Source organism: Microbacterium sp. SYP-A9085 (assembly GCF_009649635.1).
Lineage (GTDB): Bacteria > Actinomycetota > Actinomycetes > Actinomycetales > Microbacteriaceae > Microbacterium.
Genome location: NZ_WJII01000002.1, coordinates 362,072 through 378,162, shown reverse-complemented (window position 1 = coordinate 378,162; position 16,091 = coordinate 362,072). Strand labels below are relative to the sequence as shown.

Annotated in this window: 14 protein-coding genes; 12 read left to right on the top strand and 2 right to left on the bottom strand. The window is 70.2% G+C overall.

Annotation, left to right across the window (positions count from 1 at the left end; genetic code table 11):
• Both GH740_RS06495 and sdhC read right to left on the bottom strand, forming a co-directional pair.
• Positions 1 to 441 (bottom strand): succinate dehydrogenase hydrophobic membrane anchor subunit, encoded by a 441-nt coding sequence (locus tag GH740_RS06495; protein ID WP_153745263.1) that lies wholly within the window; start codon positions 439 to 441, stop codon positions 1 to 3.
• Between the two features lies 1 nt (position 442).
• A complete protein-coding gene (sdhC, locus tag GH740_RS06490) occupies positions 443 to 877 on the bottom strand; it encodes a succinate dehydrogenase, cytochrome b556 subunit (protein ID WP_367640901.1) in 435 nt (144 codons plus the stop codon).
• A 288-nt stretch (positions 878 to 1,165) separates the two neighbouring features.
• Between sdhC and GH740_RS06485 the strand changes: the two genes are divergently transcribed.
• The 12 genes from GH740_RS06485 (at position 1,166) to GH740_RS06430 (ending at position 16,052) form a co-directional block, all read left to right on the top strand.
• The gene (locus tag GH740_RS06485) at positions 1,166 to 2,281 is read left to right on the top strand and encodes a mannose-1-phosphate guanylyltransferase (protein WP_153745262.1); all 1,116 of its coding nucleotides are present in this window, start codon (positions 1,166 to 1,168) and stop codon (positions 2,279 to 2,281) included.
• A 128-nt stretch (positions 2,282 to 2,409) separates the two neighbouring features.
• Positions 2,410 to 3,537 carry a BMP family protein gene (locus tag GH740_RS06480; protein WP_153745261.1) on the top strand — a complete coding sequence of 376 codons (1,128 nt, stop codon included), beginning with the start codon at positions 2,410 to 2,412 and terminating at the stop codon, positions 3,535 to 3,537.
• A 90-nt stretch (positions 3,538 to 3,627) separates the two neighbouring features.
• On the top strand, positions 3,628 to 5,142 hold the full coding sequence (locus GH740_RS06475; RefSeq protein WP_153745260.1) for an ABC transporter ATP-binding protein: 1,515 nt from the start codon (positions 3,628 to 3,630) through the stop codon (positions 5,140 to 5,142).
• Positions 5,139 to 6,515: an ABC transporter permease gene (locus GH740_RS06470; protein ID WP_153745259.1), complete on the top strand. Its 1,377-nt coding sequence runs from the start codon at positions 5,139 to 5,141 to the stop codon at positions 6,513 to 6,515. The genes GH740_RS06475 and GH740_RS06470 overlap by 4 nt, the downstream gene beginning before the upstream one ends.
• Positions 6,512 to 7,789: an ABC transporter permease gene (locus GH740_RS06465; RefSeq protein WP_153745258.1), complete on the top strand. Its 1,278-nt coding sequence runs from the start codon at positions 6,512 to 6,514 to the stop codon at positions 7,787 to 7,789. Before GH740_RS06470 ends, GH740_RS06465 begins: the two co-directional genes overlap by 4 nt.
• 22 nt (positions 7,790 to 7,811) lie before the next feature.
• Positions 7,812 to 8,210 (top strand): cytidine deaminase, encoded by a 399-nt coding sequence (locus tag GH740_RS06460; RefSeq protein WP_367640897.1) that lies wholly within the window; start codon positions 7,812 to 7,814, stop codon positions 8,208 to 8,210.
• Between the two features lie 49 nt (positions 8,211 to 8,259).
• Positions 8,260 to 9,546 carry a thymidine phosphorylase gene (locus GH740_RS06455; protein ID WP_153745257.1) on the top strand — a complete coding sequence of 429 codons (1,287 nt, stop codon included), beginning with the start codon at positions 8,260 to 8,262 and terminating at the stop codon, positions 9,544 to 9,546.
• 41 nt (positions 9,547 to 9,587) lie between these two features.
• Positions 9,588 to 10,703 (top strand): adenosine deaminase, encoded by a 1,116-nt coding sequence (locus GH740_RS06450; protein ID WP_153745256.1) that lies wholly within the window; start codon positions 9,588 to 9,590, stop codon positions 10,701 to 10,703.
• Between the two features lie 84 nt (positions 10,704 to 10,787).
• Complete coding sequence (locus GH740_RS06445) at positions 10,788 to 12,446, top strand: ABC transporter substrate-binding protein (RefSeq protein WP_153745255.1); 1,659 nt, start codon at positions 10,788 to 10,790, stop codon at positions 12,444 to 12,446.
• Positions 12,443 to 14,134, top strand: a complete 1,692-nt coding sequence (locus GH740_RS06440) for a dipeptide ABC transporter ATP-binding protein (RefSeq protein ID WP_367640894.1) — start codon at positions 12,443 to 12,445, stop codon at positions 14,132 to 14,134. Before GH740_RS06445 ends, GH740_RS06440 begins: the two co-directional genes overlap by 4 nt.
• Positions 14,131 to 15,066, top strand: coding sequence for an ABC transporter permease (locus GH740_RS06435; RefSeq protein ID WP_153745254.1), 936 nt, complete (start codon positions 14,131 to 14,133; stop codon positions 15,064 to 15,066). Before GH740_RS06440 ends, GH740_RS06435 begins: the two co-directional genes overlap by 4 nt.
• A complete protein-coding gene (locus GH740_RS06430) occupies positions 15,063 to 16,052 on the top strand; it encodes an ABC transporter permease (protein WP_153745253.1) in 990 nt (329 codons plus the stop codon). Before GH740_RS06435 ends, GH740_RS06430 begins: the two co-directional genes overlap by 4 nt.
• Positions 16,053 to 16,091: the final 39 nt, after the last annotated feature.

The window sequence follows — 16,091 nt, the reverse complement described above, 5'->3', positions numbered from 1 at the left end:
TCACGCGGGGCAGATGCCGGCCAGCGAGTCCGGGGTGGGCGGGATGCAGGGATCGAACGTGAAGACCACGAGCGTGCCCAGCAGGATGAGGAGTGCGGCGACGATCCACAGCGCCCAGATGAGCACCCGGCGGGTGCCGATGTGGGCGATGTAGTCGTTGACGATGGTGCGCATGCCGTTCGTGCCATGGATGAGCGCCAGCCAGAGCATCACGACGTCCCACCACTGCCAGAACGGCGTGGCGTACTTGCCGACCACGAAAGCGAAGTCGATCTGACGCACTCCCTCGCCCATGACGAGGTTCACGATGAGGTGCCCGAAGATGAGGACCACGAGGATGACGCCGGAGCCGCGCATGAACACCCAGCCCCACTTCTCGAGGTTGACGCCCTTGCGGCGGGGGGCGGGCGTGCGAGGGGCCGCGATGGTGTCGGCGGTCATGTCAGTGTCCTCCGGTGAGCTCGGCCACGATGACGATCATCTGGCGCGGCACGAAACCGGCCATGACGACGACCCACAGGGCCAGCACACCCCACCACAGCTGCCGCTCGTGCGCAGCGGCCCAGCGCGAGAAGTCGACGAGGATGATGCGCAGCCCGTTGAACGCGTGGTAGGCGATGGCGCCGACCAGGACGATCTCGCCGATTCCCATGATCGGCTGCTTGTACGTGCCGATCACGGCGTCGTACGCGTCGGGCGCGACACGGATCAGGGCCGTGTCCAGAACGTGCACCAGCAGGAAGAAGAAGATCCCGATGCCGGTGATGCGGTGGAGCACCCAGGACCACATTCCCTCGTGCCCGCGGTACAGCGTTCCCCGCGGAGCTCGGGATGTCGTCTCGGCCACCGTCGGTGTGACGCGTGCTGGTGCAGACACGTCCGTCCTCCTTGGGTCGAACTCGAGTCGGGGCGGACCATGCCCCTCGAAGGCCGATCGGCCTCGGCGTCGCTCGGGCGCGGCTCCATCCTATTCCCGCGGCTCGACGGGGGTCGATTAGGCGGACCTTACCTCTCTCGACGTCACGACAAGCCAGCGGGCACAGCGCAGGGGATGCCGGTGGGCTGAGCTGGCTCGGGTCTGGCGGGCGACGGCCGCAGGCCGTCGCGGGAAGCTCAGCCCACCGGCATCCCCGCAGCACCACGCCACCCGATTACCCTGGAGGCCATGGCCGACCCCATTCCCGATTTCTACGCGATCATCCCCGCCGGCGGCATCGGCAGCCGGCTGTGGCCGCTGTCGCGCGCCGACGCACCGAAGTTCCTGCACGACCTCACCGGGTCGGGGCACACACTGCTGCGCGACACCTGGAACCGGCTGGAGCCGCTGGTCGGGCCCGACCGGATCGCCGTGGTCACCGGACGCGCACACCGGGCCGCCGTGGAGAAGGAGCTGCCCGGCATCCCCGACAAGAACGTGTTCCTGGAGTCCGAGCCGCGCGACTCCACCGCCGCTATCGGCCTTGCCGCCGCGGTCCTGTCCCGTCGCGAGCCGGATGTCATCGTCGGCTCGTTCGCCGCCGACCATGTGATCGACGTGCCGCACCTGTTCGACTGGGCGGTGCGCCAGGCCATCGAGGTGGCGCGCGAGGGGTACATCTGCACGATCGGCATCCCGCCCACCGAGCCGTCCATCGGCTTCGGCTACATCAAGAAGGCGGGTGAGCTGATCGTCGACGGCGCCCCGGAGGCGGCGCTTGTCGAGCGGTTCGTGGAGAAGCCGGACCTTCCCACCGCGAAGGAGTACTTCGCCGACCGCTCCTACCTGTGGAACGCGGGCATGTTCATCGCGCGCGCCGATGTCATCCTCGGGGAGATCGCCGAGAGCCGGCCGGACCTGTACGCGGGCCTCATGGACCTCGCCCAGGCGTGGGACGACCGGGACGCCCGGGGGCCGGTCGTGGACCGGGTCTGGCCGACGCTGGAGAAGATCGCCATCGACTACACGGTCGCCGAGCCGGCCGCCGAGCGGGGCCGGCTCGCGGTGATCCCCGGGCATTTCGACTGGGACGACGTGGGCGATTTCGCGAGCCTGGCCAAGCTCAACTCCCACGGACGCAAGAACGACCTGGCGATCCTCGGCGAGAACGCGCGGGTCCTCTCCGACGCCGCCAGCGGCATCGTGGTCAGCCAGACCCGGCGCGTGATCTCGCTGATCGGGGTCAAGGACATCGTGGTCGTGGACACTCCGGACGCCCTGCTGGTGACCACGAGCGAGAACGCGCAACGGGTCAAAGGCGTCGTCGATGCGTTGAAGCTGACCGGGCGCGGTGACGTGCTGTAGACCCGCCAACATTGCGGAACGGTAACCATTCGCAGGCACACGGGTGCGAAGTGCGCAAATTCGGTGTCACACTGGGTAACTTCTAAGGACCGCCGCGAGCCTCGCGGCCCGTTTCTGTGGAGGTCGAGTTGACCATCTCTCCTGCTCGCAAGCTCGTCGGCGTTTCCGCCGCCGCGGGCCTGATCCTCGCCCTGGCCGGCTGTGGTGCCGCTCCCGAGGCGAACAACACCACCGCGCCGTCCCAGGGGGGAAGCACCGCGGTGGCCGGCTTCAAGCCCTGCATCGTCTCCGACGACGGCGGCTGGAACGACAAGTCGTTCAACGAGTCGGCCAAGAACGGCATCGACAAGGCCGCCGATGAGCTCAAGGTCAAGGCCGTCGAGGTGGAGTCCAACGCGGAGAGCGACTACGGCCCCAACATCGACAACCTGCTCGCCCAGAACTGCACTCTGATCATCTCGGTCGGCTTCAAGCTGTCGGCGGACACGATCAAGGCCGCCAAGGCGAACCCGGACGTCGACTTCGCGATCATCGACGACGGCGCCGACGCCAACCAGGACGGCAAGCCCGACGCGCCGAACATCAAGCCCCTCCTGTTCAACACCGTCGAGGCGGCGTACCTGGGCGGCTACGCGGCCGCCGCATGGTCGCACCAGGACGGCGTCGACAAGGTCGGCACGTTCGGCGGCCTGCAGATCCCGTCCGTGTCGATCTTCATGGACGGCTTCATCGAGGGCGTCAAGAAGTTCAACGACGACAACAGCACGAAGGTCGCCACCTACGGCTGGGACGTCGCGGCGCAGAAGGGCTCGTTCACGGGCGGCTTCGCGGCCAACGACACCGCCAAGCAGACCGCGAAGGGCATCCTCGACCAGGGCGTCGACGTGATCCTGCCGGTCGGCGGCCCGATCTACAAGAGCGCCGCAGCCGCGATCAAGGACAGCGGCAAAAAGACCATGATGATGGGCGTCGACTCCGACCTCGCCGTCGCCGACCCGTCCGTGGCCGGCGTCACGCTGGTCTCGGTCATGAAGCGCATCGACCAGGCCGTCTACGACACCGTGAAGTCGGCATCCACCGGGAAGTTCGATGTCACCCCGTACGTGGGCACCCTGAAGAACGAGGGCGTGGGACTGAGCTCGTTCCACGACTTCGAGAGCAAGCTGCCCAGCGGCCTGACCGCCAAGCTCGCCGACCTGCAGAAGCAGATCATCGACGGCACGCTGAAGGTCACGTCGACCAACTCGCCGAAGTAGTCGGAGGGTCGGGCGGCCGGATCGGATGCCTTGCATCCGGCCCGGCCGCCCTCCTTCGTGGGGACGGGCAATGCGGATAGGGTGCACAGTATGAAGCTCGAGCTGCGGGGCGTGACGAAGCGCTTCGGGAGCCTGGTGGCCAACGACCGCATCGACCTCGAGCTGCGCAGTGGCGAGATCCACGCGCTGCTGGGGGAGAACGGTGCCGGCAAGTCCACGCTGATGAACGTCCTGTACGGCCTGTACCAGGCCGACGAGGGCGAGATCGCGATCGACGGGGTGGTGCAGCACTTCCGCGGCCCCGGGGATGCCATCGCCGCGGGAATCGGGATGGTGCACCAGCACTTCATGCTGATCCCGGTGTTCACGGTGGCCGAGAACCTCATGCTCGGCCATGAGGACACGAACGCGCTCGGCATCCTCGACATCGGCACCGCCCGGCGCCGCGTGCGCGAACTCGCCGACCGATTCGGGTTCCACATCGACCCGGACGCTCGGGTGGGCGACCTGCCGGTGGGTGTGCAGCAGCGGGTGGAGATCATCAAGGCGCTCGCCCACAACGCGAAGATCCTCATCTTCGACGAGCCGACGGCCGTGCTGACCCCGCAGGAGACCGACGAGTTCATGGGGATCATGCGGCAGCTGCGGGACGACGGCACCGCGATTGTGTTCATCACCCACAAGCTGCGCGAGGTGCGCGCGGTCGCCGACCGGATCACCGTGGTGCGGCTGGGCAAGGTGATCGGCGAGGCCAGCCCCACCGAGACGAACGCGCAGCTGGCCTCGATGATGGTGGGCCGCGCCGTCGAGCTGACCGTGCACAAGGACCCGCCGCGGATCGGCACCGGCGGGCTGCAGATCCGCGACCTGCGCGTGCTGTCCGCCCAGGGCGCCGTGGTCGTGGACAACGTCGGCTTCGACGTCCGCCCCGGGGAGGTGCTCGCGGTGGCCGGCGTGCAGGGCAACGGCCAGACCGAGCTTGCCGAGGCGATCGTGGGCCTTCAGGAGAAGGTCACCGGGTCGATAACCCTCGACGGCGAGGAGCTCCTCGGCAAGGGCGTGCGCGGCATCCTCGACGAGGGCGTGGGATTCGTGCCCGAGGACCGTCAGGAGGACGGCCTGGTCGGCTCCTTCACGGTCGCCGAGAACCTCATCCTCGACCGCAGCTCCGACGCGCGCTTCCAGACGCTGGGCACCGTGCGGCGCGGCGTGCTGGACGATTTCGCGCACGAGAAGATCGCCGAGTTCGACATCCGCACGCAGGGTCCCGCCAGCGCCGCCGGGTCCCTGTCCGGCGGCAACCAGCAGAAGCTCGTGATAGCCCGCGAACTCAGCCGCGATCTCAAGCTGCTGCTGGCGCTGCAGCCCACCCGCGGCGTGGATGTCGGATCGATCGAGTTCATCCACAAGCGCATCATCGCCACCCGCGACGCCGGAGTGCCGGTGGTCGTGGTCTCCACCGAGCTCGACGAGGTCGTCGCGCTCGCCGACCGGATCGCCGTGATGTACCGCGGCGCCATCGTCGGCATAGTGCCCGGGGACACGCCCCGCGACGTGCTCGGCCTGATGATGGCCGGCGAGAACCCCACGGAGGCCGCCGCATGAGCGACCGTGTTCCCGGCGCCGGCCCCGAGCCCACCGGGCTCCCGCCCGAGCAGCTGCCCACGGCATCCGGTCCGTTGACCGGACAGTCCGCGCGCGCCGAGCGGCCGCCCGCCGAGGCCGGCGGCCACATCCCGCCCCCGCCGCGCTCGAACCAGCTGATGCGCGAGATCCTGCGCGGCTCGGTGGTGACCACGGTCCTGGCCATCGTCGCGTCGATGATCGTGGGCGGCATCCTCATCGCCGCCACCGACGAGACCGTGCAGGCCACCGCCGGCTACTTCTTCGCTCGCCCGCAGGACATGCTCGCCGCGGTCTGGCACGCGGTCTCCGGCGGCTACTACGCGCTGTTCCAGGGTTCGATCGTCAACCCCGAGGCGAACTCGTTCGTCAAGTTCATCCGGCCGCTGACGAACACGCTCGGCTTCGCGGCGCCGCTGATAGCGGCGGGCCTGGGCGTCGCCCTCGCGTTCCGTGCGGGCCTTTTCAACATCGGCGCCCGCGGCCAGATGCTGGTCGCCTGCGCGGCGGCGGCCATGGCCACGTTCAGCCTGGACCTGCCGCTGTGGATCCACATGCCGCTGACCCTGTTGGCCGGGATCGCGGGAGGCGCCATCTGGGGCGGCATCGCGGGCCTGCTGAAGGCCCGCACCGGCGCGCACGAGGTGATCCTCACGATCATGCTCAACTTCGTCGCGCTGTACCTCATCCGCTGGCTTATCCGCACCCCGCATCTGCTGCAGAAGCCGGGCACGAACCAGCCGATCTCGGCGCCCACCCCGGAGTCCGCCCAGTTCCCGTCCCTGCTCGGAGAGCAGTTCCCGCTGCTGAACTGGGGCTTCCCGATCGTGGTCATCGCGACGCTGATCGTCTGGTGGCTGATCGAGCGGTCCACGCTCGGCTTCCGGCTGCGCGCGGTCGGCGAGAACCCGCACGCGGCACGGGCCGCGGGAATCAGCGTGCAGCGGATGTACGTGTACGCGATGCTGCTGGCCGGAGGCCTTGCCGGCATGGCCGGCATGAACCAGATCCTCGGCTCCGTGCCCACGGGCTTCGGTGACGGCATCGACGCCGGGATCGGGTTCGACGCCATCACCGTCGCGCTGCTCGGACGCAGCCGGGCATGGGGAACGTTCTGGGCGGGCCTGCTGTTCGGCGCGCTGAAGGCGGGGTCGTTCACGATGCAGGCCGCGCAGAGCATCCCGGTGGACATCGTGCTGGTGGTGGAGTCGATGATCGTGCTGTTCATCGCCGCGCCGCCGCTGGTGCGCGCCATCTTCTTCCTCCCGAAGGACGACTCCGACCGGTCGGCCAGGGGACGCGCGAAGGCGGTGCGACGCCGCGCCGCCGCGGACAGCAAGGCGGTGGCCTCATGACGACGATGACCGCGGACGAGGCCGTGTTCACCCCCACCGTCGTGCGCACCCGCCACCTCAAAGTGGCGATCACGCTGACGATAGTGTCCGTCGTGCTGGGACTGCTGTTCCTGCTGTCCCCGGTCACCGGCGACAGCGTGTTCCGGGTCAGCGACGGCATAGCCTGGTCGATCCCCGACATCCACGTGCCCTCCGCCCCCACGGTGTGGATCACCTGGATCCTCGTCGCGGTGCTGACCGCGTGGGCGTGGTGGGATGCCGTCGGCTACCGCCGCTCCGGACTGTGGCTGCCGATCCTGTATGCCGTGCTGAGCATGTTCGCATTCCTGGCATGGGCCGCGCAGGACGGCGGCGTCGTCCCCGTCGCCGGAACGCTCGCCGGGGCGCTCTCGCTGTCGGTGCCGCTCGTGTACGGCGCGCTGGCCGGCGTCATCGGCGAACGCGGCGGCGTGGTCAACATCGCGATCGAGGGCCAGCTGCTGCTGGGCGCGTTCTCGGCCGTGCTGCTGTCGAGCATCACGCGCAACCCGTTCGTCGGACTCATCGGCGCGATGATCGGCGGGGTCCTCGTCGCCTTCGTGCTCGCCGCGTTCGCCATCCGGTACCTCGTCGACCAGATCATCGTCGGCGTCGTGCTGAACGTGCTGGTCTCCGGGCTCACCGGCTTCCTCTACGGCGCGATGCTGTCCCCGAACGAGGCGACGCTGAACAACGCCGTCACGTTCCCGAACTGGAAGATCCCGCTGCTGGGCGACATCCCGGTGATCGGTCCGGTCCTGTTCGACCAGACGTTCATCGTGTACCTCATGTACATCGTGGTCGGCGTGGTCGCCTGGGGCATGTACCGCACCCGTTGGGGCCTGCGGCTGCGCGCCGTGGGGGAGCACCCGCAGGCCGCGGACACCGTCGGCATCAGGGTGAACCCCACCCGGTTCTGGAACGTGCTGCTGGCCGGGGCCATCGCCGGCATCGGCGGGGCCTACTTCACGCTCGTGTCGGTCCCGCAGTTCACGAAGGACATGACCGCCGGACTCGGCTTCATCGCCCTGGCCGCCGTGATCTTCGGCGGCTGGGACCCGGTCCGGGCGACGCTGGCGGCGCTGCTGTTCGGCTTCGCGACGAACCTGCAGAACCTGCTCACGGTGCTGAAGACCCCGATCCCCAGCGAGTTCATGCTGATGCTGCCGTACGTCGTGACGATCCTCGCGGTCGCCGGCTTCGCCGGGCAGATAAAGGCGCCCGCGGCAGACGGCAAACCGTACATCAAGGGCTAGCCGGGCATCGGAGGAAGACAACGTGACCGACATCGACTGGGATGCGCTGCACGCGGCGGCGCGGGAGGCGTCCGAGCGCGCCTACGTGCCGTACTCGCGGTATCGCGTGGGCGCGGCGGCACTGGTCAGCGACGGCCGCATCATCCAGGGGTGCAACGTCGAGAACGCGTCCTACGGCGTGACGCTGTGCGCGGAGTGCGGCCTGGTCTCGGACCTGCACATGTCCGGCGGCGGGCGGCTGGTCGCCTTCGTCTGCGTGAACGGGCAGGGCGAGACGATCATGCCGTGCGGCCGGTGCCGGCAGCTGCTGCACGAGCACGCGCTGCCCGGGATGCTGCTGGACACGGTGTCCGGCATCCGCACCATCGACGAGGTGCTGCCGGACGCGTTCGGGCCGCGCGACCTGGAGACGGTGCGGTGACCGCCCGTCGCCGGGCGGCCGCGCCCCTCGCTCGGGGACCGGTCGCGCGATGACGGAGCCGTACGACGCCGTCGACGTGATCCGCGCCCAGCGCGACCGGACCGGGGTCGACCCGGACGCGCTGCGCTGGATGGTGGATGCGTACACGCGCGAGTACGTCACCGACGCGCAGATGGCGGCGTTCGCGATGGCGGTGCTGCTGAACGGGATGGACCGGGACGAGGTCCGGGTGCTGACCGACGCCATGATCGCGTCGGGGGAGCGGATGAGCTTCGCCGGGCTCGGCAAGCGCACCGTCGACAAGCACTCCACCGGCGGCGTCGGTGACAAGATCACGCTGCCGCTGGCGCCACTGGTGGCGGCGTTCGGCGTCGCCGTCCCGCAGCTGTCCGGCCGGGGCCTGGGGCACACCGGCGGGACGCTCGACAAGCTCGAGTCGATCCCGGGCTGGCGCGCCGCGCTCTCCAACGACGAGATGCTCGCGCAGCTGCGCGGCATCGGCGCCGTGATCTGCGCGGCCGGGTCGGGCCTGGCCCCCGCCGACAAGCGGCTGTACGCGCTGCGGGATGTCACCGGCACCGTTGAGGCGGTGCCGCTGATCGCCTCCAGCATCATGTCGAAGAAGATCGCCGAGGGCACCGAGTCGCTGGTGCTCGACGTGAAGGTGGGCTCGGGCGCTTTCATGCACGACCTCGAGAAGGCCCGCGAGCTCGCGCGGACCATGGTCGCGCTCGGCGCCGACTCCGGGGTGGCCACCACGGCGCTGATCACCGACATGGACACGCCGCTGGGCCTGGCGATCGGCAACGCGAACGAGGTCCGCGAGTCCGTCGAGGTGCTCGCCGGGGGAGGCCCCGCGGATGTCGTGGAGCTGACCGCGACGCTGGCGCGCGAGATGCTCGCCCTGGCCGGGCAGCCGGACGCTGACGTCGAGACGGCGCTGCGCGACGGCCGCGCCATGGACGTGTGGCGGGCGATGATCCGCGCCCAGGACGGCGACCCCGACGCGCCGCTGCCCACCCCGCGCGAGACGCACACCGTCACCGCCGCGACGGCCGGCATCGTCACCAGGATCGACGCCTGGGACTTCGGCGTCGCCGCGTGGCGCCTGGGCGCCGGCCGCGCCCGCCCGCGGGACCCGGTCGTGCACGCGGCCGGCATCGACCTGCACGTCAAACCCGGCGACGCCGTCACCGCCGGGCAGCCCGTTTTCACGCTCGCCGCCGACGACGCATCCCGCATCCCCCGCGCCCTGGCCGCGCTCGAGGGCGGCTGGGCGATCGGCGACACGGCCGCCGCCAGCCGCGGCATCGTGATCGAGCGCATCACCGCGTAACGAGCCGCACGACGGCATCCCACCCTGCAAGGAGCACCATCATGCCCATCGACCAGAACGACGACGCCCGCATCGGCGGCGTCTCGCTGCGCAGCCTGCCCAAGGTGTCGCTGCACGATCACCTGGACGGCGGGCTGCGGCCCGCGACGATCATCGAGCTCGCGGATGCCGCCGGCATCCCGGTCCCCGCACACGACGCGTCCGCGCTCGGCGACTGGTTCGCCCGGCAGGCCGACTCGGGCTCGCTCGTGGAGTACCTGAAGACGTTCGACCTGACGATAGCGGTCATGCAGACCCGCGAGTCTCTCACCCGGGTGGCCCGCGAGTTCGTGGAGGACCTCGTCGCCGACGGCGTCGTGTACGGCGAGGTGCGCTGGGCGCCCGAGCAGCACGGGGCCGGCGGGCTCAGCCCGGACGAGGCCGTGGCCGCCGTGCAGGCCGGCATCGAGCAGGGCGAGGATGCGGCCGCGGCCGCCGGGCACGACATCCGGGTCGGGCAGCTGATCTCGGCGATGCGGCACACCGACCGGGCCCTCGAGGTCGCGAAGCTCGCGGTGTCCTGGCGCGACCGGGGCGCGGTCGGGTTCGACATCGCCGGCCCCGAGGACGGGTTCCCGCCGTCGCGCTTGCGCGACGCTTTCGACTACCTGGCGTCGGCGTTCTTCCCCGCCACCGTGCACGCGGGGGAGGCCGCCGGAGTGGACTCCATCCGCTCGGCCCTGATCGACGGGCGGGCGCTGCGACTCGGGCACGGCGTGCGGATCGCGCAGGACCTGGAGATCATCGGCCACGACGGCGACGAGGTGCAGGTGCGCTTCGGCGACGTGGCGCGCTGGGTCCGCGACCGGGAGATCCCGCTCGAGCTCTCGCCGTCCTCGAACCTGCAGACCGGAGCCATCGCGGCGTGGGGCACGGAGCTCTCCGACCACCCGTTCGACCTGCTCTACCAGCTCGGGTTCGCGGTGACCGTCAACGTCGACAACCGCACGATGAGCCGCACGTCGCTGACCCGCGAGCTCGCGCTGCTGGCCGACGCGTTCGACTACGATCTCGGCGACATCGAGGCGTTCCAGCTGAACGCGGCCGCCGGCACGTTCCTGCCGGTCGAGGAGCGCGAGGAGCTCATCGACGTGATCGTCTCCGGGTTCGGCGGCTGACCCGCGGTGACGTCACGTTTCGGCGACGCCGGGAATACGTCGGGCCGGTGACACGCTGGTAGATACCGACGAAACGAGGATCATATGAGAAGACATGTCACCGCGGCGATCGCCGTGGCAGCCGCAGCGACACTCGCGCTGACCGCCTGCGCAGGCGGAGGCGGCGGCCCCGCCAAGACGGACGACACCGGTGGCACGCTGACGATCCTCACGTCGGCGACCCAGATAAACCTCGACCCGGCGAAGAGCCAGAATCTCGCCATCACGACGCTCGGCCTCCTCGAGCGCCGGCTGACGACGTGGGACATCCAGCCCGGCCGTGCCGCGAAGGTGGTGCCGGACCTGGCCACCGACACCGGCACCGCCACGGACGGCGGCAAGACGTGGACGTACACGCTCAAGGACGGCCTGAAGTTCGCCGACGGCACGCCGATCACCGCGCAGGACATCAAGTACGGCGTGGAGCGGTCCTTCGCCCCGGAGCTGTCCGGTGGCCTCGGCTACCACAAGTCGCTGCTGGTGGGCGGCGAGAAGTACCAGGGCCCGTACACCGGCGGCGACCTCGCCTCGATCTCCACCCCCGATGCCAAGACGATCGTCTTCCACCTGAACGCGCCGTATGGCGACTGGCCGTGGATAGCGTCGATGCCGGCGTTCGCTCCCGTTCCGAAGGCGAAGGACAACCCGCAGACCTACGGTGAGAACCCGGTCGCGACCGGCCCGTACAAGGTGGCGTCCAACAAGCAGGGCACGGCGCTCGAGCTCGTGCGCAACACGCACTGGGACAAGAGCACCGACCCGGTGCGCACCGCCGGCCCCGACAGGATCATCTTCAAGGAGAGCCAGGATGTCGCAACGAGCACGCAGTCGCTGATCAGCGACGCGGGCAGCGCGAAGACGTCGTTCCTGGCGACGTACCTGGGCGCGGCCGAGCTGAACCTCGTCAACAAGAACCCGGATGCCAAGAAGCGCCTCGCCACCAGCGAGGCCGGCCCCATCACCTACCTCGCGATGAACACGCAGCGCGGCGCGCTGAAGGATGTCGCGGTGCGCCAGGCCATCGAGTACACGATCGACCCGAAGGCGTTCATCATCGCGCAGGGTGGCAGCCAGGCCGCTATCCGCGCGACCACGCTGATCACCCCCGGCATCCCGGGCCGCGTCGAGTACGACCTGTACCCGGCCGGTGACGACGGCGACGTCGCCAAGGCCAAGCGGCTGCTGGCCGCCGCGGGGCACGCCACGGACCTGTCGCTGACCCTGTGGGCCGCGAACGACACGTCCAGCCAGGCGCAGGCGCAGGCCATCGCGCAGGGGCTGGAGCGGGCGGGCATCAAGGTCACGATCACCCCGATGGACCTGACGAACATGTACACCGAGGCCACCGGCGACAACCCGGGCTACGACCTGATCCTCAGCAGCTGGCAGCCCGACTTCCCGAGCGCGAACGGCAACATCCAGCCGCTGTTCGACTCCAGCCAGGTCGGCGGCGGCGGGTACAACCTCTCCCGCTACGCGAACCCCGACGTCGACGCGCTGATCGATCAGGCCACCGCCGCGGTCGACCCCGCCGCGGCGCAGCAGCTGTGGGCGCAGGCCGACAAGCGAATCATGCAGGACGCGCCGATCGTCCCGCTCACATACGCCAAGCAGTCGTTCCTGCGCGGCGGATCCGTCGACGACTTCTTCGTCGCCTCCTTCCCCGCCTACCCGAACTACCTCACTGTCACACTGAAGCAGTGACCATCGGCCCGGTCGAACCGGTGCTGTCGGCGAAGGCGGTCCAGATCGCCTTCGCCGACAGCACCGCAGGCGCAGCCCGCACCGTCGTGGACGGTGTGGGCTTCGACCTGTATCCGGGCCGGGTCCTCGCGCTTGTCGGCGAATCGGGGTCGGGCAAGTCCGTCACGGCCATGTCGGTCCTGGGCCTGCTGCCGCCGACGGCACGGGTGACCGGCAGCATCCGGCTGCGCGGGCAGGAGCTCGTGGGCGCCCCCGCGGGGCGGCTGCGCGAGGTGCGCGGCGGCGTGGTCGGCACCATCTTCCAGGAGCCGATGAGCGCGTTCGACCCCGTGTACACGATCGAATGGCAGCTCGCTGAGGCGCTCACCGCGCACGGCGGGCGCCGCTCCCGTGCGCAGCTGCGCCGGCGCGTGCGGGAGCTGCTGCGCACGGCGGGGATCCGGGATGTCGACCGGGTGGCCGCATCGCACCCGCACGAGCTCAGCGGCGGCCAGTTGCAGCGGGCGATGATAGCGATGGCGATCTCCGGGGACCCGGCCGTGCTGATCGCCGACGAGCCCACCACGGCACTGGATGTCACGGTTCAGGCCGGCATCCTCGAGCTCATCCGCCGGCTGGGGAACGAGCGGCAGATGGCGGTGCTGCTGATCACCCACGACATGGGCGTCGTCGCCGACCTCGCCGACGACGTCGTGGTGATGCGGCAGGGCGCTGTCGTGGAGCGCGCCGACGCACGCACCCTCTTCGCGCGCCCGCAGGCCGCCTACACCCGTGAGCTGCTGGCCGCCGTGCCCCGGCTCGACGCGCCGGACGCCGCGGACGCCCGCCGCGCCGCGGATGCCGCGCCGGAGCCGGTCGTCGCGGTGCGGGACGCGTCGATAGTGTACGGGCGCGGCGGCTGGGCGCGGCGTCCCGTGCGCGCCGTCGCGGACGCGACATTCCGGATCGACCCGGGTCGCACGTTCGGGCTCGTCGGCGAGTCCGGGTCCGGCAAGTCCACGCTCGGCCGGGCGCTCGCCGGCCTCGTGGACGTGGCGACCGGATCCGTAGTGGTCGGCGGCGTCGACCTGGCCACGGCGTCGCGGCGCGAACTGCGGCGGGTGCGCCGCGGCATCGGCTACGTCTTCCAGGACCCGGCGTCATCCCTCAATCCGCGCGGCACGGTCGGCCGGGCCATCGCGGAGCCGCTGCGGCTGCACAGCGACCTCGGCCCGCAGCAGCGGCGTGCGCGGGTCGCCGAGCTGCTGGATGCGGTGGCCCTGCCGTCCGCTTTCGCACAGCGGTATCCGCACGAGCTGTCCGGCGGGCAGCGGCAGCGTGTCGCCATTGCGCGCGCGATAGCGCTGCATCCGGTGCTGCTGATCGCCGACGAGCCCACCAGCGCGCTGGATGTGTCGGTGCAGGCGCAGGTGCTGCGGTTGTTCGTCGACCTGCAGCGCGAGTTGGGGTTCGCGTCCCTTTTCATCAGCCACGACCTCGCCGTCGTGCGCGAGGTCGCCCACGACGTCGCCGTGATGCAGGCCGGCCGGATAGTGGAGGCGGGCCCCGCGCGGCAGCTGCTCGCGCACCCGGTCCAGCCGTACACGCGACGGCTGCTGGCGGCGGCTCCCGTCGCGGATCCGGACGCCCAGCAGGTGCGTCGTGAGGCCTGGCGGCAGCTCGCCGGCGACGCGGAGACGGCGGCATGACCGTCGCGAACACGATCGAGGGCGCGGGTATCGCATCGCGCCGGACGGGCTTCGTCCCGGTGCTGCGGTCGGTGCTGGCCGATCCGTGGGCCACGGCGGGCGCCGTCGTGATCATCGTGTTCGTCGCGGCGGCGGTGCTCGCCGCCCCGCTGACCGGCATCACCGGTCAGAACCCCTACACGTACCACCTCGACCTGCTCGACGATTCCGGCGCGCCGCTCGGGTTCGGCGGCGGGATCAGCGGGGCGCACTGGTTCGGCGTCGAGCCGCTCACCGGCCGCGACCTGTTCTCGATCGTCGTGTACGGCGCACGCATCTCGCTGCTCGTGGGCGTGTCCGCCACGGTGCTGTCCGTGCTGATCGGTGTGCTCGTGGGCGTGACCACCGGGTTCTTCGGCGGCTGGTACGACAGGGTGGCCAGCCGCGTCGTCGACGTGATGTTCGGGTTTCCGGTGCTGGTGTTCATGATCGCGCTGACCGCCATCGTCCCGACCGCGTTCCCGAAGCCGCTGTTCATGATCCTCGTGATCGGGCTGTTCGGCTGGCCGTCGATCTCGCGGGTCGTGCGCGGACAGGTGCTGTCGCTGCGCGAGCGGGCGTTCGTCACGGCATCCACGGCGATGGGCGCGGGCGGCTGGCGGGTGGCGTTCACGCAGGTGCTGCCGAACGTGTCGGCGACGATCATCGTGTACACCACGATCATGGTGCCCTCGATGATCGGGTTCGAGGCGGCGCTGTCGTTCCTCGGCGTGGGCGTGCCCCCACCCACCCCCAGCTGGGGGCGGACGATCGGCGAAGCGGTGGGCTGGGTGCAGATAAGCCCCATGTACCTCGTGTTCCCGGGCGTCGCACTGTTCCTCATCACGCTCGCGTTCAATGTGCTCGGCGACGGGCTGCGCGACGCGCTGGACCCGAAGGGGGCGCGGCGATGACCCGGTTCATCCTGCAGCGGGCGGCCGGGATGCTGCTGGTGCTGGCCGTGATAGCGGTGATCTCGTTCGCGGTGTTCTACCTGCTGCCGGCCAACCCCGCGCAGCTGAGCTGCGGGAAGCCCTGCACGCCGGAGAACCTGGAGCGGGCGAAGCAGTTCATGGGCACGAACCTGCCCTGGTGGCAGCAGCTGGGTGCGTTCCTGTGGGGGATCGTCGCGGGCCGCAGCTTCGGCAGCGGGGATGCCGCGATCTCCTGCGCCGCCCCCTGCTTCGGGTACTCGTTCCAGCAGAACGCGTCGGTGACCGAGCTGATAGCATCCCGATTCCCCGTGTCCGCGTCGATCGCGGTGGGGGCCGCTGTGCTGTGGCTGATCCTGGGCGTCGTGGGCGGCGTGATCTCCGCGCTGCGGCGCGGCACGTGGCTGGACCGCAGCGTCATGACGCTCGCCATCGCGGGGGTGTCGGCGCCGAGCTACCTGGTGGGGCTGCTGGCGATCCTGCTGTTCGGGTTCACGCTGCAATGGCTGCCGACGGGCGGGTACGTGCCGCTGAGCGAGGACCCGGTGCAGTGGCTGCTGCATCTTGTGCTGCCGTGGTGCACGCTCGCGTTCATCAGCGCCGCCATCTACGCGCGCCTGACGCGCGGCGAGATGATCGAGTCGATGGGGCAGGACTACATCCGCACCGCCCGCGCGAAGGGGCTGCGCGAGCCGCGGGTGGTGCTGCGGCACGGGCTGCGCAACGCGATCATCCCGGTCGTGACGATCTTCGGGCTCGACCTGGGGGCGCTGCTGGGCGGTACCGTGATCGCGGAGAAGGTGTTCTCGATGCAGGGTCTGGGCGCGATGCTGATCGACGCGGTGCACAGCCTCGACCTGCAGCTGGTGGTCGGCTTCACCCTGTTCTCGGCGTTCCTGATCGTCGTGGCGAACGTGGTCGTGGACCTGCTGTACGGGTTCGTCGACCCCCGCGTGAAGGCCGCCTGACCCGTCCTGCTCCCGGGTTTGACCGTTCAGAACTCCGCT